Source organism: Acidovorax sp. FW305-C-20-28, from assembly GCF_058783375.1.
This window is the reverse complement of the sequence record NZ_JBYSYM010000037.1, coordinates 1-23021: the sequence shown is the minus strand read 5'-3', so window position 1 is coordinate 23021 and position 23021 is coordinate 1. Positions and strand designations below refer to the sequence as shown.

22 protein-coding genes and 2 pseudogenes are annotated in these 23021 nt (G+C 67.2%); 15 read left to right on the top strand and 9 right to left on the bottom strand.

Translation table 11 applies throughout. The features are described from left to right. The first annotated feature begins 63 nt into the window (after nucleotides 1-63). Both AC3WOH_RS29615 and AC3WOH_RS29610 read left to right on the top strand, forming a co-directional pair. Nucleotides 64-1224, top strand: coding sequence for an FAD-dependent oxidoreductase (locus tag AC3WOH_RS29615; protein WP_492232877.1), 1161 nt, complete (start codon nucleotides 64-66; stop codon nucleotides 1222-1224). Between the two features lie 93 nt (nucleotides 1225-1317). Beyond that, nucleotides 1318-1959: a lysophospholipid acyltransferase family protein gene (locus tag AC3WOH_RS29610; RefSeq protein WP_492232876.1), complete on the top strand. Its 642-nt coding sequence runs from the start codon at nucleotides 1318-1320 to the stop codon at nucleotides 1957-1959. 11 nt (nucleotides 1960-1970) lie between these two features. Here the strand turns inward: AC3WOH_RS29610 and AC3WOH_RS29605 are convergent, their stop codons facing one another. Together AC3WOH_RS29605 and AC3WOH_RS29600 are read right to left on the bottom strand one after the other, a co-directional pair. Beyond that, a complete protein-coding gene (locus tag AC3WOH_RS29605; protein WP_492232875.1) occupies nucleotides 1971-3170 on the bottom strand; it encodes a M20 aminoacylase family protein in 1200 nt (399 codons plus the stop codon). Further along, a complete protein-coding gene (locus AC3WOH_RS29600; protein WP_492232874.1) occupies nucleotides 3170-4153 on the bottom strand; it encodes a Bug family tripartite tricarboxylate transporter substrate binding protein in 984 nt (327 codons plus the stop codon). Before AC3WOH_RS29600 ends, AC3WOH_RS29605 begins: the two co-directional genes overlap by 1 nt. Nucleotides 4154-4274: 121 nt before the next feature. Here AC3WOH_RS29600 and AC3WOH_RS29595 point away from each other — a divergent pair, with 121 nt between their 5' ends. Continuing rightward, on the top strand, nucleotides 4275-5183 hold the full coding sequence (locus AC3WOH_RS29595) for a LysR substrate-binding domain-containing protein (protein ID WP_492232873.1): 909 nt from the start codon (nucleotides 4275-4277) through the stop codon (nucleotides 5181-5183). On the opposite strand, the gene AC3WOH_RS29590 is transcribed toward AC3WOH_RS29595, so the two are convergent. Both AC3WOH_RS29590 and serB read right to left on the bottom strand, forming a co-directional pair. Continuing rightward, nucleotides 5180-5677 carry a redoxin domain-containing protein gene (locus tag AC3WOH_RS29590; RefSeq protein WP_492232872.1) on the bottom strand — a complete coding sequence of 166 codons (498 nt, stop codon included), beginning with the start codon at nucleotides 5675-5677 and terminating at the stop codon, nucleotides 5180-5182. The two genes, AC3WOH_RS29595 and AC3WOH_RS29590, sit on opposite strands and share 4 nt — an antisense overlap. Before the next feature lie 68 nt (nucleotides 5678-5745). Further along, a complete protein-coding gene (gene serB, locus AC3WOH_RS29585; protein WP_492232871.1) occupies nucleotides 5746-6459 on the bottom strand; it encodes a phosphoserine phosphatase SerB in 714 nt (237 codons plus the stop codon). A gap of 137 nt (nucleotides 6460-6596) precedes the next feature. On the opposite strand from serB, the gene AC3WOH_RS29580 reads away from it, so the two are divergent. Next, nucleotides 6597-7577 (top strand): tripartite tricarboxylate transporter substrate binding protein, encoded by a 981-nt coding sequence (locus tag AC3WOH_RS29580; RefSeq protein ID WP_492232870.1) that lies wholly within the window; start codon nucleotides 6597-6599, stop codon nucleotides 7575-7577. Here the strand turns inward: AC3WOH_RS29580 and AC3WOH_RS29575 are convergent. Continuing rightward, nucleotides 7528-8442 carry a haloalkane dehalogenase gene (locus AC3WOH_RS29575; protein ID WP_492232869.1) on the bottom strand — a complete coding sequence of 305 codons (915 nt, stop codon included), beginning with the start codon at nucleotides 8440-8442 and terminating at the stop codon, nucleotides 7528-7530. The two genes, AC3WOH_RS29580 and AC3WOH_RS29575, sit on opposite strands and share 50 nt — an antisense overlap. A gap of 73 nt (nucleotides 8443-8515) precedes the next feature. Here AC3WOH_RS29575 and AC3WOH_RS29570 point away from each other — a divergent pair, with 73 nt between their 5' ends. Then, nucleotides 8516-8962 carry a MarR family winged helix-turn-helix transcriptional regulator gene (locus AC3WOH_RS29570; protein WP_492232868.1) on the top strand — a complete coding sequence of 149 codons (447 nt, stop codon included), beginning with the start codon at nucleotides 8516-8518 and terminating at the stop codon, nucleotides 8960-8962. Nucleotides 8963-9668: 706 nt separating this feature from the next. Here AC3WOH_RS29570 and pdxA read toward each other — a convergent pair. Further along, nucleotides 9669-10661: pseudogene (pdxA, locus tag AC3WOH_RS29565) on the bottom strand (4-hydroxythreonine-4-phosphate dehydrogenase PdxA); the annotation flags it as partial. 116 nt (nucleotides 10662-10777) lie between these two features. Here pdxA and AC3WOH_RS29560 point away from each other — a divergent pair. The 10 genes from AC3WOH_RS29560 to AC3WOH_RS29515 all read left to right on the top strand — a co-directional run bounded on the left by AC3WOH_RS29560 (nucleotide 10778) and on the right by AC3WOH_RS29515 (nucleotide 21131). Then, nucleotides 10778-11737 carry a LysR family transcriptional regulator gene (locus AC3WOH_RS29560; protein ID WP_492232867.1) on the top strand — a complete coding sequence of 320 codons (960 nt, stop codon included), beginning with the start codon at nucleotides 10778-10780 and terminating at the stop codon, nucleotides 11735-11737. Between the two features lie 33 nt (nucleotides 11738-11770). Continuing rightward, entirely contained in the window at nucleotides 11771-13423 is a 1653-nt protein-coding gene (locus AC3WOH_RS29555) for a serine hydrolase domain-containing protein (protein WP_492232866.1), read from the top strand. A 272-nt stretch (nucleotides 13424-13695) separates the two neighbouring features. After that, nucleotides 13696-14874, top strand: coding sequence for an ATP-binding protein (locus AC3WOH_RS29550; protein ID WP_492232865.1), 1179 nt, complete (start codon nucleotides 13696-13698; stop codon nucleotides 14872-14874). After that, nucleotides 14829-14996, top strand: a complete 168-nt coding sequence (locus tag AC3WOH_RS29545) for an STAS-like domain-containing protein (protein ID WP_492232864.1) — start codon at nucleotides 14829-14831, stop codon at nucleotides 14994-14996. The genes AC3WOH_RS29550 and AC3WOH_RS29545 overlap by 46 nt, the downstream gene beginning before the upstream one ends. A 30-nt stretch (nucleotides 14997-15026) precedes the next feature. Beyond that, nucleotides 15027-16520 (top strand): carotenoid oxygenase family protein, encoded by a 1494-nt coding sequence (locus tag AC3WOH_RS29540; RefSeq protein ID WP_492232863.1) that lies wholly within the window; start codon nucleotides 15027-15029, stop codon nucleotides 16518-16520. A gap of 14 nt (nucleotides 16521-16534) precedes the next feature. After that, nucleotides 16535-16915, top strand: a complete 381-nt coding sequence (locus AC3WOH_RS29535; RefSeq protein ID WP_492232862.1) for a hypothetical protein — start codon at nucleotides 16535-16537, stop codon at nucleotides 16913-16915. Nucleotides 16916-16953: 38 nt separating this feature from the next. Then, on the top strand, nucleotides 16954-17526 hold the full coding sequence (locus AC3WOH_RS29530) for a hypothetical protein (RefSeq protein WP_492232861.1): 573 nt from the start codon (nucleotides 16954-16956) through the stop codon (nucleotides 17524-17526). 13 nt (nucleotides 17527-17539) lie between these two features. After that, complete coding sequence (locus AC3WOH_RS29525) at nucleotides 17540-18310, top strand: hypothetical protein (protein ID WP_492232860.1); 771 nt, start codon at nucleotides 17540-17542, stop codon at nucleotides 18308-18310. Nucleotides 18311-18394: 84 nt separating this feature from the next. Beyond that, nucleotides 18395-18694 (top strand): hypothetical protein, encoded by a 300-nt coding sequence (locus tag AC3WOH_RS29520; protein ID WP_492232859.1) that lies wholly within the window; start codon nucleotides 18395-18397, stop codon nucleotides 18692-18694. A 64-nt stretch (nucleotides 18695-18758) separates the two neighbouring features. Further along, on the top strand, nucleotides 18759-21131 hold the full coding sequence (locus AC3WOH_RS29515) for a DNA polymerase II (protein ID WP_492232858.1): 2373 nt from the start codon (nucleotides 18759-18761) through the stop codon (nucleotides 21129-21131). A 6-nt stretch (nucleotides 21132-21137) separates the two neighbouring features. Here AC3WOH_RS29515 and AC3WOH_RS29510 read toward each other — a convergent pair whose 3' ends face one another. The 3 genes and pseudogenes from AC3WOH_RS29510 to AC3WOH_RS29500 all read right to left on the bottom strand — a co-directional run. Then, nucleotides 21138-22130 carry a Bug family tripartite tricarboxylate transporter substrate binding protein gene (locus AC3WOH_RS29510; protein ID WP_492232857.1) on the bottom strand — a complete coding sequence of 331 codons (993 nt, stop codon included), beginning with the start codon at nucleotides 22128-22130 and terminating at the stop codon, nucleotides 21138-21140. Nucleotides 22131-22470: 340 nt separating this feature from the next. Further along, the gene (locus AC3WOH_RS29505) at nucleotides 22471-22704 is read right to left on the bottom strand and encodes a hypothetical protein (protein ID WP_492232856.1); all 234 of its coding nucleotides are present in this window, start codon (nucleotides 22702-22704) and stop codon (nucleotides 22471-22473) included. Nucleotides 22705-22893: 189 nt separating this feature from the next. Beyond that, nucleotides 22894-23021: pseudogene (locus tag AC3WOH_RS29500) on the bottom strand (4-hydroxyphenylpyruvate dioxygenase); the annotation flags it as partial.

Genomic DNA, 23021 nt, shown 5'->3' with positions numbered 1-23021 from the left:
CGCCCGGGCGACTGCCCAAGAATCGGCGGCTTCATCACCGCTGGCTCTGCTGCGTTTTTCCCCATGAACAAGAAAGTCCTGATCGTTGGTGCCGGCATCGCCGGCTGCTCAGCCGCACTGGCGCTGGCCCGCACCGGCTGGCATGTCACCGTGATCGAAAAGCAGCCGCAGTGGCGCTTTCAGAGCTCGGGCATCTTCGTCTACAGCAACGGCCTGCAGCACTTTCGCCAGATCGGCGCGATGGAGCCCCTGGTGCAGGCGGGCTTTGCCATCGCCTCGGGCCGCAACCGCTACCTGGACCCGGATGGCCGCCCCATCGTCGATGTGGCCTACCCCGCCCTGGGCTCGCCGCCCGCCCCGCCCATCCTCGGCATCAAGCGCGCCGAGATGCACCGCGTGCTCTCCGGGCTGCTCACGGCGCTGGGCGTGCCGGTGCAGTTGGGCACCACGGTGCAGGCGCTGCAGCACCACGGCAGCGGCGTGCGGGCCTGGTTCTCCGACGGCAGCACGCACGACGCCGATCTGGTGATCGGGGCGGATGGCATTCGCTCGGGCGTGCGCGCGCTGCTGTGGCCCAGTGTGCAGCCGGGCTACTCGGGCTTCGGCGTCTGGCGCAGCGTGCACCAGCGCCCGGCCGGGCTGGTGGACAAGGTCATGATGATGGGCCTGGGCAAGCGGCTGGGGATCATGCCGATCTCGCACGAGAGGCTCTACCTTTTCGGCACCGTGGCCGAACCCGAGGGCCGCTGGATAGACCCGGTTCTGTGGCCCGAAACCATGCGCGCGCGGTTCGCTGAGTTCGGCGGGCCGGCGCGCCCCTTTCTCGACGAACTCTCGGCGCACAGCGAGGTGCTGTACACCGCCGTCGAGGAGGTCGTGATGCCGCTGCCCTGGCACCAGGGCCGGGTGGTCCTGATCGGCGATGCCGCGCACGCCTCCACGCCCTTCATGGGGCAGGGCGGCGCCCTGGCGGTGCAGGATGCGGTGGTGCTGGCCCGGCTGCTGGCGCAAGAGCCCTCGCTGCCCGCCGCGCTGGCCGCCTTTGGCGAGCGCCGCATGCCGCTGTGCCGCTTCGTGCAGGAGGCCTCGCACCGCGTGGGGCGCGCCGGTGCCGAGCAGGACCCCGTGCGGCATGCACAGGCGATGCAGGCCTTTCCCGCCCACGCGCAGGCGCATGTGGACGAGTTCTACCGCCGGCTGCACGAACTGGACGCGCCGGTCTGAGCCGGCTGGGCAGGGTTTTCCCCGGGGCCGTGTTGCCGACCCTTTATCATTCTGTGAGAACCCTTTGCCCATTTCGCCGTCCAACCGCCCCTGATGACCACTGCCGCCTCCCCTGTCTCACCCGCTGCCCAGCAAAAACCCAACCTTTTCGTGCGCGTGCTGCGCGTGCTCATGTCCCGGGTGGCCCGGGTCACGGTGATCGGGGCCGAGCACCTGGACGGGCCGGGCGGCAAGATCGTGGTGTGCAACCACACAGGCTGGGCCGATCCGCTGTGGGTGGGCTATGCCGCGCTGCCGCGCAAGCTGCACCAGATGGCCAAGAAGGAGTTGTTCGAGACCAAACTGGGCGCCTGGTTCGTGGGCTCGGGCGGCGGCTTCCCGGTGGACCGGGGCAGCCCTTCGACAGCCACCATCCGCCAGGTGGTCTCGCTGGTCAACGAGGGCCAGCTGGTGCTGATCTTCCCGGGTGGCACGCGCAACACCGAGAACGCCGAGGCCAAGCGTGGCGCCGCCACCATCGCGCTGCGCGCCAAGGGCCAGATCGTGCCCGCGCACTACGACGGCCCGGGCGAGATCCGCGCCAGCCACTTCTTCACGCGCCCGCGCATCCGCATCACCTTCGGTCCCCCCATCGTGCTGCCGCCCGACGCCACGGCGAACAAGGAATCGGCGCTGGCGCTCACGGCGACGATGGACGAGGCCATGAGGCGCGTGGCGGAACAAGGCCCCGCCTGAGGCGTGCTGACTCAGGCCAGAAAGCGTTCCGCCAGCCGGCTCCAGAACGCCGCCCCCACCGGCAGGTTGCCATCGTGGAAGTCATAGCGCGGGTTGTGCAGCCCGCGCCCGCCCTCTGAGGGGCCGTTGCCGATGCGCACCAGCGCGCCGGGGCAGGCCTGCAGCATGTAGGCGAAATCTTCGCTGCCCATCATGCGCTGGAACTGCGCCTCCACCCGGTCCGTGCCCACCAGCTCGCTGGCCACCTCGGCGGCCAGGGCGGTGGCAGCGGCATCGTTTTCCAGCACCGGGTAGCCTTCGATGTAGCGGACTTCGGCCCGGGCGCCGTAGCCTTCGGCCGTGGCATGCACCAGGGCGGTGATGCGCTTTTTGAGCAGGGTGCGCACGGCGGCGCTGAAGGAGCGCACGCTGACGCCGATCTCGGCCTCGGCCGGGATCACGTTGAGCGCATCGCCCGAGCGCAGCCGGCCCACCGTGACCACGGCCGATTCATTCGGGTCCACGTTGCGCGAGACCACGGTCTGCAGCGCCATCACCGTGGCGGCGGCCGCCACCAGCGGGTCCACCGCGAGGTGGGGGCGCGCCGCATGGCCGCCCACGCCGGTGATGGTGATGAACACCCGGTCGCCCGCCGCGAGAAACGGGCCCGGCCGCACCAAAAAATGGCCCTGCGGTGCACCCGGGTGGTTGTGCATGGCGAACACCATGTCGCAGGGAAAACGCTCGAACAGCCCGTCGGCCACCATGGCCTTGGCGCCGCTGTCGAAGCCGCGCTCTTCGGCCGGCTGGAAGATCAGGTTCAAGGTACCGGAAAAGCGCCGCGTCGCCGCCAGATGCTGCGCCGCGCCCAGCAGCATGGCGGTGTGGCCATCGTGGCCGCAGGCATGCATGCAGCCGGGCACGCGGCTGGCGTAGGGCAGGCCGGTCTCCTCCTGGATGGGCAGGGCGTCCATGTCGGCGCGCAGGCCCAGGCGCTTGCTGCCCTGGCCCACGCGCAGCTGGGCCACCAGGCCGGTCTGGCCGATGCCGCGCGTGACCTCGTAGCCAAAGGCCTGCAGCTTGCCGGCCACGAAGTCGGCCGTGCCGTGCTCGGCAAAGGCCAGCTCGGGGTGCTGGTGGATGTGGCGGCGCCAGCCGGCCAGCTCGTCCTGCCGGGGCGCCAGGTCGTCGATGCGGGTGAGTTCGGGCAGCAGGCGCGTTGTCGTCGTCATCAATTGGAGTCCAGCTCGATCTTGTTGTCCCGCGCAATGCGCTGGTAGAAGGCAATGCGCTCCGCGATTTCCTTGCGGTAGGCCGCAGGGTTGATATCCTGGGGCACCATCATGCCCTTGTCCACCCACACGGTCTGGGTGGCCGGGTCGGTCACGATCTTGCGCGTGGCGGCGTAGAGCTTTTGCACGATGGCATCGGGCGTGCCCGCGGGCGCGGCCAGGCCGTTCCACGAGGTGAGGTTCAGGTCGGGCAGCTTGAGCTCGGCAAAGGTCGGCACGTCGGGCAGCTGCGGCACGCGGGTGGGCGAGGCCACGGCCAGGGCGCGCAGCTTGCCGTTCTGGATGTGGGTCAGGTTGGACGAGAGGTTGTTCCAGGTCAGCTGGATCTGGCCGCTGAGCAGGTCGTTGAGCGCCACGCCCGCGCCACGGTAGGGGATGTGCGTCATCGGGAACTTGGCCTGGTTCTTCAGCAGCTCCATGCTCAGGTGCGACACCGAGCCCGTGCCCGCACTTGCATAGTTGAGCGCCGTGGGATTGGCACGCGCGTGCTTCACGAGCTCGTCGAAGCTCTTCACGTGCAGCCCGGGGTGGACCAGCAGCACATTGGCCAGGCGGCTGATGAGGGTGATGGGCGCGAAGTCCTTGACCGCGTCGTAGGGCAGCTTGGGGTTCACCGCAGGGTTGACCACATGGGTGCTCTGCGAGGTCACGATCAGCGTGTAGCCATCGGGCGCGGCCTTGGCCACATAGGTCGAGCCGATGGCGCCGCCCGCGCCGCCGCGGTTGTCCACCACCACGGGCTGGCCCAGGCTGCGCGCCAGGCGGTCGGCGATGAGCCGGCCCGACACATCGACCGAGCCGCCCGGCGTGAACGGCACCACCAGGCTGATGGCGCGCGTGGGGTAGGGCGCGTCGGCGGCCAGGGCCGGCAGTGCCAGGCCGGCAGCGGTGGAGGTGAGGAACTGGCGGCGGTCGATGGTCATGGTGGTGGTGGGCAGTGGGTTGGGAATGGGCGAATGCTAGGCATTGCCAGCCCGTGCATCAAACGACAAAATCGTGGTTTGTGATAACACAATGTCATCACCTCCTGCTCTGCATGCGTCCATGAAACTGCGCTCCCCCTCGCTGGTCGAACTCCATGCTTTCCTGGCCGTGTGCCGGCTGGGCAGTTTCCGCCAGGCGGCCGAGGACCTGTGCGTGACCCAGGCCGCCGTGAGCCGCGCCGTGCAGCGGCTGGAGCAGCACCTGGGCGACTGCCGCCTGTTCGAGCGCTCGCCCCAGGGCGTGGTGCTCAGCGAGCGCGGGCGCGAGTTGCGCCAGCTGACTGAGCGGCATGTGATGGCGCTCGAATCGGCCACGGCGCTGTTCGTGGCGCCGCGCGCACCGGGCAAGCTGCGGCTGTCGGTCATCCCCACGCTGGGCACCAAGTGGCTGCTGCCGCGGCTGCCGCGCTTCCAGGCGCGCCACCCGGGCCTGGATATCGAGATGCGCCAGTTCCGCCATGACGAGGACTTCAGCCGCGACGACGTGGATGTCTGGATCGACGTGAAGCGCCCGCGCCGGCGCTGGCCCGCGCGGCTGCAGGCCACCTACCTCATGGGGCGCGACATCGTGCCCGTGTGCGCGCCGCAGGTGGCGCCGCGCCTCAAACGCCCGGCCGACCTGGCGCGCGAGGTGCTGCTGCACCACACCAACTTCCCCGACAACTGGGCGCGCTGGGCCCAGGCGGCCGGCCTGCAGCGCGAACTGAAACTGGGCCCTGGCTACGACCTGAGCATGAACCTGATCTTCGCGGCCAAGGAGGGCGTGGGCATCGCCATCACCCAGCCCTGCCTGATCGAGCGCGAGTTGCAGACGGGCGAGCTGGTGATCCCCTTTGCGCTGCCTGTGTCCACGGGGCGCGGCTATTTCCTGTGCATCGACAAGGACCGCCCGGCCACGCCGGGGCAACTGGCCTTCATCGAGTGGGTGCAGGAGGAGGCCCGGCAGATGGCCGAACCGGTACCGCGTTAGCCCTGGGTCGTGCCGAAACGCGGCACCGCCTGCGCCCACCACAGCCGCCAGCGCATGCCCCAGCCGGGCGTGTAGCCGCTGGTCGCAAAGCGCACATCGCCGCGCGCATCCACCACCACCAGGGCCGGCACCACGCGCACACCCCAGGCGCGCGACAGCTCGGCCTGCGGGTCCACGGCTGTGGGCCAGGGCATGCCGCGCTGGCGCTGCACCTGGGCTACGCGCGTGGCGTTGCCGGACTGCATGGCAATGCCCAGCACCGGCCAGTCCCCAGACAGGCGGGCCACAGACGGTTCTTCGATCTTGCACACCGGGCACCACTCGGCCCAGAAATGCAGGGCCACCGCGCGGCCCGGGTGCCGGGCGCGCCATGCGGCCAGCGTGGTGGTGCTGCCGTCGGCCAGGGTGATGGCGGCGTCCGGGGCCGGGCCCGAAGGCAGGTCGCGCGTGCGCCAGGCATCCACGCCGGCCACCACCAGCAGGGCCAGCAGCAAGGTGGCCAGGTGTCCGCGCCAGCCGCGGCGCAGCGACGCCCAGGCGCGGCGGGGCAGGGTGGAGAGGGTCAGCGCAGCACTTCCAGCAGCCTGTCCAGGCCACCTTCGTTGATGGCGACCTTGGCCTGGGCGCGCACGGTGGGCTTGGCGTGGTAGGCCACCGACAGGCCGGCCGCGCCCATCATGGGCAGGTCGTTGGCGCCATCGCCCACGGCGATTGCCTGCGAGGGCGCAATGCCCATGAGCGAGGCCACTTCGAGCAACGTGCGGCGCTTTTCGGCACCGTCGCAGATGTCGCCCCAGGCCTGGTCCACCATGCGGCCGGTGAGCAGGCCGTCCTGCACCTCCAGCATGTTGGAGCGGGCGAAGTCGATCCCGAGGCCCGCCTTCACGCGGTCGGCAAAGAAGGTGAAGCCGCCCGAGACCAAGAGCGTGGTCAGCCCTGCGGCCTTGGCGGCGCTGACCAGCTCCTTGGCGCCGGGGTTGAAGCGCAGGCGCTCGCTGAACACCTGCTCCATGTGGGCCACGGTCACGCCCTTGAGCAGGGCCACGCGCTGGCGCAAGCTTTCCTTGTAGTCGGTGATGATGCCCTGCATGGCCGCCTCGGTGATGGCGGCCACCTCGGCCTTGCGGCCGGCGGCATCGGCGATCTCGTCCACGCACTCGATGTTGATCAGGGTGGAGTCCATGTCGAAGGCGATCAGCTTGTAGCTCGACAGGGACAGCGGGGCGTCAATGCCCTGGACGACGAGGCCAGGGGCGAATTCGGTGGCGTTTTTCATGGCAAATGCGGGTGTCTGAACCTGCAATGGTATCCCCATGGGGGGGCGCCACCCGGTTGGCCCCATGCTGCGCAGGCATAGCTCCCAGTGCATGCGCCCCATGGCAGGACAATTCCGTTTTTGTCATAGTACAAAGCATGACTTTTCCCCTGATCCCTGAACGCCGGGCCTTCCTGCTGCTGGCTGCAGCCGCCACAGCCTGTGCGAGCGCGGCCGCGCAGCCCGCCGACAAGCGCCCCATCCGCCTGGTCGTGCCCTTCGGCCCCGGTGGCGTGGCCGACCTCACGGCGCGCACCGTGGCGCAGAAGATGACCGAGGCCACGGGACAGCCCATCGTGGTGGACAACAAACCCGGCGCGGGCGGCATCGTTGCGGCCGATGCCGTGGCCAAGGCCGCGCCCGATGGCCGTACCTTGCTGCTCATGTCCAACGGCAATGCGGTGAGCGCCGGCCTGTTCAAGAGCCTGCCGTTCGACCCGGTCAAGAGCTTCACGCCCGTGTCCCTGCTGGGCAGTTTCGACATCGCCCTCATCGCGGGCGGCAAGTCGCGCTTCAAGGACATCGCGGCCCTCATCGCCCATGCCAAGGCCCACCCCGGCCAACTCAACATCGGCAGCATCAACATCGGCAGCACCCAGCACCTGGCGGCCGAACTTCTCAAGCGCAGTCTGGGCATCGACGTGGCCATCGTGCCCTTCAACAGCAGTGCGGCCGTGACCAGCGCGCTGCTGGGCGAGCAGGTGGATGCTGCTGTCGAGATCCTGGCGCCTGTGCTGCCGCAGATCAGCGCCGGCGCGCTGCAGGCCCTGGCGGTGATGGGCGAGAAGCGCTCGACCGCGCTGCCGAATGTGCCCACCGTGGCCGAAAGCGGCGCGCCAGGGTTCAATGTGGCCTCGTGGAATGCCTTTGCCGCACCGGCCGGCACGCCGCAGGACACCATTGCGCGGCTGAACAGGGACACCAACGCCGCGCTCAACGCGCCCGAGGTCAAGGCCCGGTTGTTGCAGCTCGGCGTGCAGGCCAGCGGCAGCACGCCCCAGGCGCAGGCGGACTTCTATGCGCGCGAGATCAAGCGCTGGTCTGACGTGATCCAGCAGGCAGGGATCCAGAAACAGTAGGCACGAGGGCGGTGCCGGCCCAGGCGACCAGCGCATCGGCAATGCGCCCGGGCTGGTCCTCGGGCGCCAGGTGGCCGGCGTCGCCGCAGGCCTGCACCGTGAGGCAGGCGATGTGTTCGCGGCACCAGGCCTCCATCGCCGGGCCTATCATCAGCGTGGGCGAGCCGGTGAAGGTGAGCAGCAGCTTGGGTATGGCGTTCGAGCTTGCCAGCCAGTCGCCATAGGCCTCGACCCGTGCCACCACGTCGGCGGGTGATCCTTCGATGGGCATGGCGCGCGGCCAGGCCAGCAGCGGGCGCCGGCTTGCGGGCGTGGGGTAGGGCGCCTCGTACACCGCACGGTCGGCCGCAGCCAGGGGAGTGAGCACCGTGGCCGCGAGCGAGCCCGCCAGGAACTGGTTCTGTTCCAGCGCCAGTTGCTCGCCCAGGCCCGGCGTGCGAAACGCCTCGAAACGCGGCCGCGCCGCGGCGGGAAAGTCCGCCCAGGCCATGGGCTTGACGATGGTCTCCATGAAGGCGATGCCGCGCACCCGGTGCGCATGCCGGCGCGCCCAGTCGAAGGCCAGCGACGCCCCCCAGTCGATGCCCACCAGCACCACGTCCTGCAGGTCCATCGCATCGAACCAGGCGGCCAGGTAGCGCGCATGGTCGTCGTAGCTGTACGCGATCTCGGGCTTGCCCGATTGGCCCATGCCGATCAGGTCGGGCGCGAGGCAGCGGCCCAGCCCCTGCACGCCTGGCAGCACCTTGCGCCACAGGTGCGATGACACAGGGTTGCCATGCAGAAACACCCAGGTCGGGCCGGCGCCCGGGGTGCCAGTGTCTGTGCAGTGCATGTGCGAGCCGAGAACGGAAACGGCGGGCATGGGGCAGTCCTTCGAAAGTGGTAAGGTACCTGTCTAGTTTATTGAAATAGACAGGCGCCTGTCAAGTATCGCCATGGACCCATCGATCACTTCCACCACCCCCGGCTCGCTGGGCGTGTTGCTGCGTCTGCTGCACCAGCAGTTTGCGGGCGCGGTGGACGAGGCCTTGGCCGAGGCCGGCTTTGGCGACGTGCGCGCGGCCCATGCCAGCGTGTTCACCTTTGTGCCGCCCGAGGGCATGCCCGTGAGCGAGCTCACGCTGCTGGCACGCGTGCGCAAGCAGTCCATGGCGCAGACGGTGGACGAGCTCGAAAAGCTCGGCTATGTGGAGCGCCGCCCCAGCCCCACCGACAAGCGTTCGCGCCTGGTGTTTCTCACCGCGCGGGGCCAGCAGATCCGCCCACTCGCCATGGCCGCGGGCAGCCGCACCGAGGCGCAGTGGGCCGCCCTGGTGGGCGCGGGCGAACTCGATGCGATCAAGGGTGGGCTGGCGCGGCTGCTGGGGCAGTTGCGGGCGTGAGCGGCCCTGCCGCCGCTCGCAGCGCGTGGATGGCGCGCAGTTGCCCCTCCAGCCCCGGCGCATCGGCCGCAAAGGCGCCGTCGAGCGCTGCCGTGCCCACGGTGAACCCGGCGGCACTGCCCGCCCCCACGGCGGCAATGCGTTCGGCCCGGTCGATGGAGCCGGCCACCACCACGGGCTTGTTCACCGCCGCGCACACGGCCGCAATGAGCGCTGGTACCTCGCCCGCATCACCTGCGAAGCGGTAGGCCAGCAGGTCCAGCCCGTGCACGCCGTCCAGCGCGGCGATGCGGCGCGCGCTGGCCACGATGTCCTGCACCGTGCCCTGCAGCACGCTGGGGTGGCCCACCACGGCGCCGGCAAACGGGTAGTAGCGCAGGGGGCTGCCGGCCAGCAGCGGCAGCACCGCCTCGGGCCGGGTGCCGCCCATCAGCACGTCCACCCCCAGCGCCAGCGCGGCGCGGGCCGATGCCAGCTCGCTGGCTGCGTCCAGGCTCACCACCTCCAGGTAGCTCTGCGCGCCGCCTGCATGGATGGCATTGGCCAGGCGCTGCAGCTCGGGCCAGGGCAGGCCGATGTCCTTGAAGCCGATGTGCCGCACCCCCGCAGCCAGCACGGCGGGCAACTGCTCCAGCGCGTCGGCAATGGTCCGGTCGTGCCGTGTGAGCATGAAGATGAAGTCGGGCAAGGCCGGCTGCGCCGCCACCAGGGCCGCAGCCTGCTGCACCGCATGCCCCAGGCTGGCCGCATCGGCCCGGCCCGTGCCCGCAATGTCGAAGGCCGTGCCATGGTCCACCGAGGTGCGCACAAAAGGCAGGCCCACGGTGATGTTCACGCCCTGGTCCACGCCCAGGTACTTCACAGGGATCAGGCCCTGGTCGTGGTACTGCGCCACCACGATGTCGAAGGCGCCCTGGCGTGCGCGCATGAACACCGTGTCCCCGGGCCAGGGGCCCGTGGCGTCAATGCCCTCGGCCCGCGCCGCGGCAATGGCCGGGGCGATGATGTCCCGGTCTTCATGGCCGAACAGCCCGCCCTCGCCCGCATGCGGGTTGAGCCCGGCCACGGCCACGCGCGGCTGCGCCACGCCAAAGCCCAGGCAGGCGCGGTGCGCCAGGCGGATGGCGCGCAGCTCGCTCTCCATCGTCACGGCAGCAAGGGCCTCGCGCAGCGCCAGGTGGATGGACACCAGCAGCACGCGCAGCTCGCCATTGGCCAGCACCATCGCGAAGTCGCTCGTGCCCGCGCGCTCGGCCAGCATCTCGGTGTGGCCGGGGTGCTGCACGCCCGCGGCGCGCAGCGCCTCCTTGTGCAGCGGCGCGGTCACGATGCCGGCCACCCGGCCCGCCAGCGCGAGGTCGATGGCGCGCTGCACGCAGGCATGGGCGGCGGCCCCGGCACGCGCATCCACGCGGCCCAGGGGCAGGTCGGCTGGCAGCGGTGCGCAGGCCTGCAGCAAGGGCAGGGCGCCTTGGGCGAGTGCTTCATGCAGGCCCTCCAACTGGTCCCCCACGCGGTACACCTGCAGCGGTGCGCCTACCAGGGCGATGGCGCGCTGTAAGGCACCTTCATCGCCCACCACCACATGGGGCGGCTTGTTCACGCTGGCTGCCATCGCCCATTGGGCAATGATCTCGGGGCCGATGCCGGCCGGGTCGCCCATGGTGATGGCCAGGGGCAAGGGATTCTTCGTGTGCATTGGTTTATTGCATGACAGTCAAAAGGATGCTGGACTGTGCCTTTTGAACAGCAGGAAGAAAATCGATTTGATCTCATGCATGATTGAGCAAAGCTCAATCAATTGGTCAACAAGCCATGCCGCAAGACACCCGCCTGCCTCCGCTGTCCGCCCTGCGCGCCTTCGAGGCTACCGTGCGCCATGGCAGCGTCTCGCGCGCCGCGCGCGAACTGCACCTGACCGATGGGGCTGTGAGCCGCGCCGTGCGCGAGCTGGAGGGCGAGCTGGGCTTTGACTTGTTCCAGCGCAGCAGCCGCGCCGTGGTGGCCACGCCCACGGCCCAGGTGCTGGCCGAGGATGTGGCCGCTGCGCTCGACCGCCTGCGCGCGGCCCTGGCGCGTGCGCGCCGCACGGCCGGGCCGGGCCGGCCGCTGGTGCTGTCGTGCGAGCCCACCTTGCTGATCCGCTGGCTCATCCCGCGCCTGGCGCAGTTGCAGGCCGCCATCGGCAGCGAGCGCGAGCTGCGCCTGGTCTCGGCCGGCGGCGTGGTGCATTTCGAGCGCGATGGCATCGACCTGGCCATCCGCCGCAACGACTTTGAGCCCGGGGACGGGGTGCTGGCCGAGCCCTTTGTGCAGGAGCACATCGGCCCGGTGTGCCGCCCCGGCCTGGAGGCCGATCTGCAGGGCGTGCTGCTGCACACCGCCACCCGGCCGGGCGCGTGGGACGACTGGGCGCGCTTGTCCCACAGCGCCCTGCAGCCCACGCGCGCCATCCGTTTCGAGCACTTCTACCAGAGCCTGCAGGCCGCAGTGGCCGGCGCGGGCGTGGCCATCGGCCCGCTGGCCCTGGTGGCCGATGACCTGGCCAGCGGCGTGCTCGTGGCACCGCGCGGCTTTGTGGCCGATGGCAGCTGCTACCAGCTCATGGCACCGCGCGCGGGCGTGCCGGGGGAAGGCGGTGATGCCTTCCACACCGTGCTGGCATGGCTGCGTGCGGCCTGCGCAGACTTGCCCTTTGCCGCTCCATCCACCGTGGGCAAACGGCCACAATCCCCCAAAAGAAGTACCAAGGCACGGGCTCCCGGGCGCATATGATTTCTGCACAACATGCACCGAGGGAGGTTGAGGATGGCAAGGCACACGCAAGCTGGGGCGGCAGGGACTGGCGCCCCCGCCCCGATCAACCGCCGGCAGGCCACGGCCGCGCTGCTGGCCGGCGCCGCCGCACCGTTCACGGCAGGGGCGCAGCAGGACGCCGCAGCGCCTGCATCATCCGCTGCATCGGCCGCAAGCACCACCCCGGCCATCACCCTCTGGCCCGGTGACGACTGGGCCGAGAGCACGCCCGAGGCTCAGGGCATGGACTCCGCCGCTCTGGCCAAGCTGGTCGATTTTGGTGCCGCGCAGGGCATGGACAGCCTGCTCGTCACCCGCCACGGCAGCCTGGTGGCCGAGGCCTTCTACGCGCCCTACCGCGAGGGGCTCAAGCACGCCGTCAATTCCACCACCAAGGGCGTGGTCGCCACGCTCACCGGCATGGCCATCCAGGACGGGCTGATCGCCTCGCGCGATGCGCCCGTGCTCGACTTCTTTGGGGAAGAAGGCCGCAAGATCGCCAACGTCGATGCCGCCAAGAAGGCCATGACCTTGGGGCACCTGCTGGACATGACCTCGGGCCTGGACTGGATTGAGCCGCTCAGCGATGCCGTGCCCGAGACCATGCTGCAGTTGGGCCGTTCGCGCGACTGGCAGGGCTTTGTGCTCGACCGGCCCATGGCCCAGGCACCCGGCGCGGGCTTCAACTACAACAGCGGCAACACGCATCTGCTCTCGGCCATCCTCGCGCACAAGACCGGGGGCGGCACCCTGGCGTACGCGCAAAAGCGCCTGTTCGGCCCCCTGGGCATCACCGATGTGCGCTGGAAGAAGGACCCGCAGGGGCTGGAAATCGGCGGCTGGGGCCTGTACCTGCACCCGCGCGACATGGCGCGCATCGGTTATCTGTACCTGCGTCGGGGCCAGTGGAACGGCCGCCAACTGCTGCCCGCGGCCTGGGTGGAGCAGGTGTTCCATCCCACCGTGGACATGGGCTTTGGCACCAATGCGCCCGCTTTCAAGTACGCCAACGGTTGGTGGAGCATCCCATCCAAACGCGCGTTCTTCACGGCCGGCTTCAACCGCCAGCTCATCGTGGTGCTGCCCGATATCGACGTGGTGGTCGCCGTCACCGGACGGCGCCATTACCCGCTGCCCCTGTTCATCGACCACATCACCGCCGCCGTGCGCTCGCGCGAGCCCCTGCCGGCCGACACGGGTGCGCAAGACCTGCTGGCCGCCCGCATCCGCGACGCCGGGGTGGAAAAGCCCGGCCCCCAGCCCTTGGGTGCCACGCCCGAGCTGGCTGCCACCGTCTCGCGCAAGGCCTGGCTGCTGGAGCGCAACCCTCTGGGCCTGCAGCGCCTGGTGCTCGACCTCACGCCGGCCAACCCGCGCTACGAGGTGCGCTTCGACCCCGGCCGCCCCGACCTGCCGCGCGAGCCGGTGGCGGGCCCCCTGGGCCTGGACGGCAAGTACCGCACCGCCCCCCAGGGCCCCAACGCCGTTGTCGCCGTCAAGGGCCATTGGCTCGATGCGCAGACCTTCCAGTTCATCTCGCGCTCCGTGGCCGATGGCGAGGTCAACGTGCTCACGCTGAAGTTCGAGGGCGGGGGCACGGCGGTGAATGTGGGGGTGGAGAACAACTGGGGATTCCGGGGGCAGGTGCGGGGGCGAGTGGTTTAGTCGTGCCGAACGTAGCTACCGATGTGGTTTGTTCGGTGGAAAGGTTGAGGTGTTGGCGAAGCGTCTGTTGTGTTGCCGAAGTTTCTACCCTCGGCACATCCGATAGTTACTGGTGTGGGATAGCGATGTTGGAAGGTTATTTTGAGTTTGACGAAATTGGCAACCTCGCTATACGATTTGCGGGATTGTGATTTTACGGTGTTTTTTGTAACGGTGAATTTTATTATTAATGACCCTTATGAAGGGTGGGTTGAGGGGTTAAAGACTTTATGATGCATGAGAAGTTGCAGGAGATTCGTCGTGATTTGGCTCGCCTGAGGACGGTTACCGTAACGCTGCCGAATATATTTGCATTTAAAGATCATGATATTCATGATTTTGATCGTTTTCTTTCTTTTTTTGAATGGGATATATTTGAATGCCCGGTGAGGATTGATCTTACTCAGTGTACGACGGCAAACTATCAGGCGCTTTCCTTGCTTGTGCTTTATGCTTGGCAATTGAGGGAGCAAGGATGTCGCGTAACATTTATAGAATCAAATGAAAAGCTTGGCGCAAGCTCGATGTGGAAGAAGATGGGTGCGCGAGGGCTTTTTTCTGTGCTTCCTCATGCGGGTCAGCGCTTTAAGGGTGATCCTCTTAAGCCTCTCTTTGCTGTACGAACTTCTGATGACTTTAGGCAAGTCATTGCAACTGCAGAGTCTTATACAAAGGGATTTAACGTTGAGTATATGGAAACTTTGCGTTATGTGCTTGGAGAGCTTCTTTATAACACCATGGAGCATGGTAAGGTCTATGGCTCAAATGCTTTGAAGAGTATAAGAATTCCATCGATTGTTCAGTTTACATGGTATGCGAGAAGAAATGAGATTCAGTTTATTATTGCAGATATTGGGATTGGAGTTAAAAAGCACATAGAGCAGGCGTATCCTGGGCAAGAATCTGATGAGGATGCAATTAAATTGGCCCTGCGTCCTAAGGTTTCTGGGACATTTGGTAAAAATGATCCTTATAGAAACAAGGATAATGCGGGAATGGGTCTATTTATTTCCTCTAATATTGTTAGGCGTCTCAATGCGGATATGCATGTGGTCTCGGGAAATGGTCTTTCTCATATTTCTCCTCGAGATGTAACGGGTAGAACTATAAAAAATAAGTGGCCAGGGACATTTGTGTTGGTTACGCTGAGGATTGATGATAATCCGGAGTTTGAGTTGCATAAAATAATGCAAGATTTTCGTCGCGCTGCAAATGAAGAGTTAAAAAATGCAGATTCATCTGAGGCTGAACAAAAATTCTATTTTGGTGTGAATAACTATTTTGGTTCTCATGCGGAGGAAAAGGAGGCTGCAATTAAATTTAGAGATAATAAGCTTTTTCCTGCAATTCGAGAGGGGAAAATGTCTTGGTCGATTTCTCTGATGTTAAGAGCGCGCCGCATAGTTTCTTAAGTGCGCTCTTTGCTTCTCCTATAAAGTCTTTGGGCTTGGCTGCATTTAAAAGAATTAAAATTACAAATGCAACCCCGGAGATAAGAGAGACAATAGATTTTATTTTTGACGACAATACATAAAATGGCTTGATTTTCGACGGGGAATGTGTCGTGACTGCTAAGTTTGACCCGCTTGAGGTATTTTCGTCCCGCCTGCGCGGCCTCCAATCCACCGCCCGCGAACTCCCCGACACCCCGGTCGAAATCCGCGGCCAGCTTCCCCCGTGGCTGCTGGGCGGCAGCCTGCTGCTCAATGGCCCGGCGCTGTGGGACCTGCCGCACGGCAGCTATGGGCACTGGTTCGATGGCCTGGCCATGCTGCACCGGGTGCGGCTGATGGGCGGCGGGCAGGGCGTTGCGGGCGGGGCCAGCGCCAGCTACCGCAGCCGTTACCTGCAGACCGAGGACCTGCGCGAGAGCCTGGCGGCGCGCAAGCCGGCGCGCGCGGCCTTTGGGACGCCGGACCCGGCGGGCTTCTTCACGCGGCTGCGCCAGTTGCGCCACCCCAAGGTGACGGACAACGGGGCGGTGGTGATGGCGCGCATCGGCTCGCAGTGGGTGGCGCAGACCGAGACGCCGCTGCTCACCAGCTTCGACCCCGACACGCTGACCACCACGGGGCGCATCGTGTACGACGATGACGAGGTGGTGCACGTGGCCTCGGCCCACGGCATGACCGATGCGCAGGGTTGCTACTGGAACGTGGGCCTGGAGATCGGGCCCAGGTGCACCTACAAGCTGTTCCGCATCGCCCCGGGCCGCCGCACGCGCGAAGTGCTGGCACGCTGGTCGGTGCGCCAGGCGGGCTACCTGCATGCGTTTGCCATGACGCCCACGCACGCCATCGTGTGGCAGCCGGCGATGCGGCTCAACGCGATCAAGCTGGCGCTGTCGGGCAAGGGTTTTATTGACAGCTTTGCCTGGAATGCGGCCCTGGGCTCGCAGATCGATGCGGTCTCGCTCGCCGACGGCAGCGTGCGCAGCTGGGCCGTGCCGGCGATGACCGGCTTTCATGCGGTGCAGGCGTTTGATGAGGGCGATGACGGCACCCTGGTGCTGGACCTGTGCACCAACGACGGCCCCGAGATCTTTGCCGCGCTGCAGATGGAGCGCCTGCGCGCCGGCCAGCCCGTGGGCGTGCCGCACAGTGTGCAGCGCTACCGGCTGGAGCCCGGCCGCAGCGAGGCGCAACCCCAGACGTTGGTGCAGGGAGCCAGCGTGGAACTGCCCTCGGTGCACGGCGCCTACTGGGGCAAGCAGCGCTCGCGCCACGCCTGGTTCGCAGGCTTCGACCCTGATGGGCAGGCCCCCATGTTCGACCGCACGGTGAAGCTCGACCTCGACGGCGGCTGCATTGCCGGCACCTGGAAGCGCGAGGCCGCCGTGCAGATGGAGCCGCTGTTCGTGGAGCGCCCGGGTTCGACCGCCGAAGACGATGGCGTGCTGCTGGTGCCCACGCTGGCCGAGGGCGACGCCGGCACGGTGGTCGGCGTGATCGACCCGGCCCGCATGCAGTGCCTGGCCACGCTGCACCTACCGCAGGTGGTGCCCTTCGGCTTCCACGCGGCGTGGAAGCCTGCGGCCGGGGCGGGTGTGCCCCGGTGACGGCACGGCCGCGCATGGACCGCCTGGCCCCGCATCTGCTGTGGATCGACTGCGGCGCCGCCGCGCTGGCGGGGGTGCTGGTCTTGCTGTTCACGCCCTGGCTGGCGGGGTTGCACGGGCTGCCGCAGGGGCTGCTGCAAGGCATTGGCGCCGTGAACCTGCTGTATGGCGCTTATTCTTTCTCGCTGGCGGTGCGCAGGCGCCGGCCACTGGCGCTGATTGCGCTGCTGGTGGTGGCCAACGGGGCCTGGGCCCTGGCCTGCCTGGCCATGGCGCTGCGGTTTGCCGGCAGTGCCACGGGGTTCGGGTTGGCGCACCTGGTGGGCGAGGCGCTGTTCGTGGGCGGGCTGGCCGCCTGCGAGTGGCATTGGCGCGGGCGGCTGGCAGGGCGCTGAGCCGGCTTCATTTTTTTCCATCGGGGAGCATAGCGATCATGGGCATGCGGAACATTGCGGCGGCATTTCTTCTCGGGCTTTGTGCATGGGCGGTGCATGCGGCCACCTACGAACCTGCGCTGGACCTCACGCTTCCGGACGAGATCGGCGGACTGCCGTTGGCAGGCCGTCAGGAGTTTCCCCAGAAAGTGCTGGGGGTTGGTCTGGCCTACAAACACGACCATTTGTTGGGTTCGGTTTTCATCTACACCGCGGGTTTGCGGTCGTTGCCGTCGGGCGCTGACTCCCAGGTGGTTCGCAGGCACTTTGCCCAGGTCGTCGCGGACGTCAAGCAACTGCAGGCCGATGGAAAGTACCATGCAGTCACCTTGGTGGGGCCCTCTGAGCAAACCACCACCTACCCAGGTTGCGGGCCCCAGTTCCTGGTACGGGAGTTCATCTTGGTCATGGACGATGGCATCACACGCTCCTCGCAGGCCTACTTGACCGTTGTCAACGGGAATTTCGTGAAATTGCGGATCACCGATCGGGGCGGCGCCACCAATTTCCAGCGCGATGCCGAGCGCTTTGTATTGCAGTTGCGCAAGCTGCTGGGCAAGTGCCCCGCCTGACAGGAGATCCACCATGGTTTTGATGAAGCGGATTGCTGTCCTGGTTCTGGGCATGGCCTTGGCCGTTCCCTCGATGGCCGGGGAGGACAGCGAGTCCCATGTCAGCCGCCCGGGCCTGTTCTTCGCCTGGCTGGCGCCCGACGATGGCGCTGTCGTCGTCCGCTCCGACGACGCGGCCCAGCTGCGCGACCTGGCCCGGCACTGCAATGCCGGCCGCGAGGTCTTTGCCCTGCAGGGCGGCGCGAAGTACCGGTGCCGGATCGAGGTGTCCAAAAGCCCCTCGGGCGCAGAACAGTGGGATGCCGTCAGCGCCACGGTGCAGGGCGGCGGCGCCAGGTCGGACACCGAGACCCGGCAGTACCGGCTGTTTTCCACGCAAGCCCCGCGCACCGCCCGCTGGACCACGCGCCGCATTGCGGCCACCGAGGTGCAGGCCCTCGAGCGCCTGGGCGGCGCGGCGAAGAAACCCGCGCAGTTGGGCGCCGCGACCGTGGTACAGCGGCCGGGCGGCCAGGGCCTGGCCATCCTGGTCCCGGGCCAATGGGTCGAGGACCGCGATGCGCACTACCGCGCGCGCAGGCACCATGTGTTCACGCAGGACCGCAGTGGTGGCCGCTATGCCTACCGGGGCGAGGTGCCGGCCCAGCCGGCCAGCTTTGTCGATATCGATGGCGCAGACCTTCCGGGGCTGGTGGTCAGCGAGGGCTGCGATGGCTGGTGCATCTCGCTGTGGAGTCTTGCGGGCGGTGGGCTGCGGCAGGTGGGGCGGTTTGGCGGGCATTGACCGCTTGCATATCCTGCAAGCAGTGGGGCTATGCTGCCCGGGCCTGTGCACTACGATGGCCGCCACCGTGAACGGAGTGTTTCCATGTTCAGTTTTCTGACCGACATCGTCGTTGGCTTCTTCGAGTTCGTGATGGACGTCGTGCTGTTTCGCCGGCAGCGCCGCCACCGTGGTCACAGGGAGCGCAGCCTGGCCGAGGACGCCGCCGATGTCGCGCACTTCGACTTCGTCACGCTGGTGCTCATCTCCATCGTGAGTGCCGCCCTGGTGCTGGTGCTGGCCTTTGTGGTTGGCGTACCCGTGGGCTGGAGCGTGGCCATTGGCATTGCGGTGGGCGTGGCCTGGGGGCTGTGGCGCTATTCGCAACTGCTGCAGCGCGAGTAGGGTCTCGCCACCGCGCAGATCGGCGAAAATCGGTCCGACTGCACCTCTCTTTTCCCAGGCTTTTGTGGCGCCCATTTCCACCCAGGGGTTCATCCTCACCCGCCACTGGCGCGACACCCCAGCAGGCACCGAGATCGAGTACTGGCTGGCGACCGATGGCGGCCCACTCAAGGTGCTGCTGACGGCGCAGACCTCGGTGGCCTTTGTCGAGGCACGGCACCGGGGCACGGTGGATGCACAGCTGCTGGCCCTGCCCGATGTGCAGCTGCGCGAGCTGGGGCTCAAGACCTTCCAGCAGGAGCCCGTGCTGGGCGTCTATGCCAGACAGTTCAAGCAGCTGGGGCGGCTGGCGCGCTCGCTGCAGCAGCTGGGCATCACGCTGCTGGAGGCCGATGTGCGCCCGCACGAGCGCTACCTGATGGAGCGCTTCATTACCGCCGGGGTGGTGGTGGAGGGCGGGCGGCTGGAGGACGGCGTGCGCATGGACTGCAAGCTGCTGCCCGCGCCCGGCTACCGGCCGGCGCTCAAGGTGGTGTCGCTGGACATCGAGACCAGCCAGCACCAGGACCTGTATTCGATCGCGCTCGACGGCCTGCCTGAACGCGTGGTGTTCATGCTCGGCGAGCCGCCGGACATGCCTGCCGAGACCCCCGGCTTTGCGCTCATCTACTGCCCCACGCGCAAGGCCATGATCGAGCGGCTCAACGACTGGTTCGTGCGCAACGACCCCGATGCCATCATCGGCTGGAACGTCATCCAGTTCGACCTGCACGTGCTGCAGAAGACGGCCGACGACTGCGCCACGCCGCTGCTGCTGGGGCGTGGCGCCAAGCCGATTGCCTGGCGCACGCACCCGGGCAAGCAGGGCTACCTGTTTGCGCCCATGCCGGGCCGGGTGGTCATCGATGGCATCGAGGCCCTGCGCGCGGCGGTGTGGAGTTTTCCGTCCTTCAGCCTGGAGAACGTGTCGCAGGAGCTCTTGGGCGAGGGCAAGGACATTGGCGACGAGTACGACAAGATGGCCGAGATCGAGCGGCGCTACCAGCACGACAAGCCTGCCCTGGCGCTGTACAACATCCGCGACTGCGAGCTGGTGCTGCGCATCTTCGACAAAGCCCGGCTGCTGCAGTTCGCGATGGAGCGCGCCCACACCACGGGCCTGCAGATGGACCATTTCGGCGGCTCCATCGCGGCCTTCAGCCACCACTACCTGCCGCGCATGCACCGCCAGGGCTATGTGGCGCCCAATGTGGGCGATGTAGAGGGCAAGTCATCGCCCGGCGGCTATGTGATGGATTCGAAGCCCGGCTTCTACGACTCGGTGGTGGTGCTCGACTACAAGAGCCTGTACCCCTCGATCATCCGCACCTTTCTGGTGGACCCGGTGGGCTTTGCCGAAGGCCAGCATGGCATCGGTGCCGCGGCGCCCATTCTGGGCCCGCTGGGCACGCGCTTCTCGCGCGAGCGGCACTGCCTGCCCGAGATCGTCACCACCCTCTGGCGCGCGCGCGACGAGGCCAAGCGCGAAAAGAACGAGCCGCTGTCGCAGGCGCTCAAGCTGGTGATGAACTCCTTTGCCGGGGTGCTGGGTGCGTCGGAATGCCGCTTCTTCAACCCCCAGGTGATCTCGGCCATCACCCTGCGCGGCCACGCCATGGTGAAGGCCACGCGCGACTTCGTGGAGCAGCGCGGCTACCAGGCCATCTATGGCGACACGGACTCGATCTTCATCTGGCTCAAGCGCACCCACACCAACGAAGAGGCTCACGCCGTGGCTGCCGCCCTAGTGCACGACATCAACGCCTGGTGGACGCGCACCCTGCGCGAGGAGCAGGACCTGGAGAACCACCTCGAGATCGAGTTCGACACGCACTACAAGAAGTTCTTCATGCCCACCATCCGCGGCTCGGACGTGGGCAGCAAGAAGCGTTACGCGGGCCTGAGCGTGGACGCAGAGGGCCGCGAAGCCATGGTCTACCGCGGCCTGGAGATGGCCCGCAGCGACTGGACGCCGCTGGCGCGGCAGTTCCAGGAGGGGCTGCTGTCGCGCGTGTTTCAGGGCGTGCCGTACCGCGACTTCGTGACCGGGTACGCAAGCGCCACGCTGGCTGGCGAGAAGGACGAACTGCTCATCTACCGCAAGCGCCTGCGCCACCGCCTGGATGCCTACGTGGCCAACGTGCCGCCCCAGGTGCGCGCGGCGCGCATGGCCGACGACTACAACCTGCGCATGGGCCGCCCCCCGCAGTACCAGACGGGCGGCTGGATCCGCTATGTGATGACCCTGAACGGCCCCGAGCCGCTGGAAAGCCTCCAGTCGCCCATCGACTACGGGCACTACCTGGACAAGCAGCTGCAGCCGATTGCCGACGCCATCTTGCAACCGCTGGGCGACAGCTTTGCGGCGCTGACCTCTTCGCAGCAGGAGCTGTTCTAGCCGCTCCTATTGTGGCACCAGCCCCGCCGCCTTCACCAGCTCCGCATGCACCTTGATCTCCTGCGTGATCGCGTCCTTGAGCTGCTGGCTGGTGCCGGGCGCCACCTCCATGCCGCTGGCGGCCAGCTTGGCCTTGGTGTCGGGGTCGGCCAGGGCGGCGTGTGCGGCGCGCTGCAGGCGGTCGATGACGGGCTGGGGCGTCTTGGCCGGGGCCAGCAGGCCGACCCAGGCGGAGAGGTTCATCTCGGGCGCGCCGGCTTCGGCCATGGTGGGGATCTGCGGCAGCGTGGCGGTGCGCTGCGATGCCATCAGGCCCAGAGCATGGAGCTTGCCCGACTGGATGTGCGGCAGCGCCTCGGGCAGCACCGCAAACAGCATGTCCACGGTGCCGGCCAGGGCGTCGTTGATGGCCGGGGCGCCGCCCTTGTAGGGCACGTGCAGCAGCTCGGTCCTGGTGCGGGTGGTGAACATCAGCCCCGCCAAGTGCTGGGGGCTGCCGTCGCCTGAGGAAGCATAGGTCAGCTTGCCGGGCGTGGCCTTGGCGGCGGCCATCACGGCGGCCACGGTAGGGAATTTCTGCTTGTCCTTTACCACCAGCACCATGGGCTGGTTGACGAACTTGGTGACGGGCACGAAGTCGGCCTCGGGGTCGTAGGGCAGGGTCTTGAAGATGCTCTTGTTGGTGGTCAGGAACGAGGCCGGCGAGACCATCAGCGTGTAGCCATCGGGTGCGGCGCGCGAGACCAGCGGCGTGCCGATCTGCCCGGACGCACCGGCCTTGTTGTCCACCACGAAGGGCTGGCCCAGTTCGGCCGCCATCTTCTGCGTGACCACGCGCGCAATCATGTCGGCGCTGCCGCCCGCGGGCAGGGCCACGATGACCTTGACCGGGCGGTCGGGGTAGGGCGTCGTGCCCTGGGCCCGGGCGGTGGTGGTGGCAGTGGCCGGCGCGAGCAGGGCGCAGGCGAGGGAGGGAAGCAGGTGTCGGCGTAGCATCATGGTGCGGGTCTCCTTGGATAGGGCCTGTTTACTCCAATTTCGGGGATCGCGTTGCCCGGCCTGGGGGCTGGATGCAAGGCGCCCGTGCGCAGCAAGGTAGGCACCTTGCAAGCGCGGGCAACGCCGCAGACGGCCCCCAGGCTGGGCAACCCGAAGGGAACGCCCTTGCCGGTGCGCCACTCGTCGTTGCGCTCCTTGCGTGTGCAAGGGCACACGCGGCGTCGCGCGCCTAGATTGGCGCACCGGCAAGGGCCTTCGCGACCCCGAAATTGGAGTGAACAGGCCAATCTCCACGCAAGTCCTGTACCAATGGTACGGGCGAACGGCTGTCCGCCTGTGCTCAGCAGGCGAACCCGATCGAAATCCCCCGGGTCATCAGCATCCATTGGCTGGCCGAATCCTGCATCTTCCACATCTCCTCGACAGAAACCATCGGAAGATAGTGTTCCAGCGCCTCATCCATGTCGGTGGCCAGCGCGCCTCCCGTCGCCCTGGCCATCAGGATGCGTCGCAATGCGACGCGCCAATGGCCCCGCGCCAAGCTTTTGCGCGCCATCTGCTGAAGCTGTTCCACGGTGGAGGATGGGTACGATGGCGCGCCTTCCAACGCGGAAAGCGCCTCGCACCCGTTGACAGCCACCCATCGCGTCTTCACCGGCCGAGCCGCATGTGCGGGCTCCAGGGTGCAAGGCTGGATCACGGCAGATGCAGGTGGCACGGCATCGGTACGGGGGACTGCGGAGGGAGTAAAAGGGGCAGATCGTCAGGCAGGCGACCGTTCAACGTCCAGCACGCCACGGCGGATCTGATCCTTCTCCAGCGATTCGAACAGCGCCTTGAAGTTGCCTTCACCAAAACCTTCGCGGTAGTTGCCCTTGCGCTCGATGAACT

Bases quoted from the DNA above. Each gene is read 5' to 3' on its own strand.
- AC3WOH_RS29615 (WP_492232877.1), top strand. From the start codon at position 64: ATGAACAAGAAAGTCCTGATCGTTGGTGCCGGCATCGCCGGCTGCTCA.
- AC3WOH_RS29610 (WP_492232876.1), top strand. From the start codon at position 1,318: ATGACCACTGCCGCCTCCCCTGTCTCACCCGCTGCCCAGCAAAAACCC.
- AC3WOH_RS29605 (WP_492232875.1), bottom strand. From the start codon at position 3,170: ATGACGACGACAACGCGCCTGCTGCCCGAACTCACCCGCATCGACGAC.
- AC3WOH_RS29600 (WP_492232874.1), bottom strand. From the start codon at position 4,153: ATGACCATCGACCGCCGCCAGTTCCTCACCTCCACCGCTGCCGGCCTG.
- AC3WOH_RS29595 (WP_492232873.1), top strand. From the start codon at position 4,275: ATGAAACTGCGCTCCCCCTCGCTGGTCGAACTCCATGCTTTCCTGGCC.
- serB (WP_492232871.1), bottom strand. From the start codon at position 6,459: ATGAAAAACGCCACCGAATTCGCCCCTGGCCTCGTCGTCCAGGGCATT.
- AC3WOH_RS29580 (WP_492232870.1), top strand. From the start codon at position 6,597: ATGACTTTTCCCCTGATCCCTGAACGCCGGGCCTTCCTGCTGCTGGCT.
- AC3WOH_RS29575 (WP_492232869.1), bottom strand. From the start codon at position 8,442: ATGCCCGCCGTTTCCGTTCTCGGCTCGCACATGCACTGCACAGACACT.
- AC3WOH_RS29570 (WP_492232868.1), top strand. From the start codon at position 8,516: ATGGACCCATCGATCACTTCCACCACCCCCGGCTCGCTGGGCGTGTTG.
- AC3WOH_RS29560 (WP_492232867.1), top strand. From the start codon at position 10,778: ATGCCGCAAGACACCCGCCTGCCTCCGCTGTCCGCCCTGCGCGCCTTC.
- AC3WOH_RS29555 (WP_492232866.1), top strand. From the start codon at position 11,771: ATGGCAAGGCACACGCAAGCTGGGGCGGCAGGGACTGGCGCCCCCGCC.
- AC3WOH_RS29550 (WP_492232865.1), top strand. From the start codon at position 13,696: ATGCATGAGAAGTTGCAGGAGATTCGTCGTGATTTGGCTCGCCTGAGG.
- AC3WOH_RS29535 (WP_492232862.1), top strand. From the start codon at position 16,535: ATGGACCGCCTGGCCCCGCATCTGCTGTGGATCGACTGCGGCGCCGCC.
- AC3WOH_RS29530 (WP_492232861.1), top strand. From the start codon at position 16,954: ATGGGCATGCGGAACATTGCGGCGGCATTTCTTCTCGGGCTTTGTGCA.
- AC3WOH_RS29525 (WP_492232860.1), top strand. From the start codon at position 17,540: ATGGTTTTGATGAAGCGGATTGCTGTCCTGGTTCTGGGCATGGCCTTG.
- AC3WOH_RS29520 (WP_492232859.1), top strand. From the start codon at position 18,395: ATGTTCAGTTTTCTGACCGACATCGTCGTTGGCTTCTTCGAGTTCGTG.
- AC3WOH_RS29510 (WP_492232857.1), bottom strand. From the start codon at position 22,130: ATGATGCTACGCCGACACCTGCTTCCCTCCCTCGCCTGCGCCCTGCTC.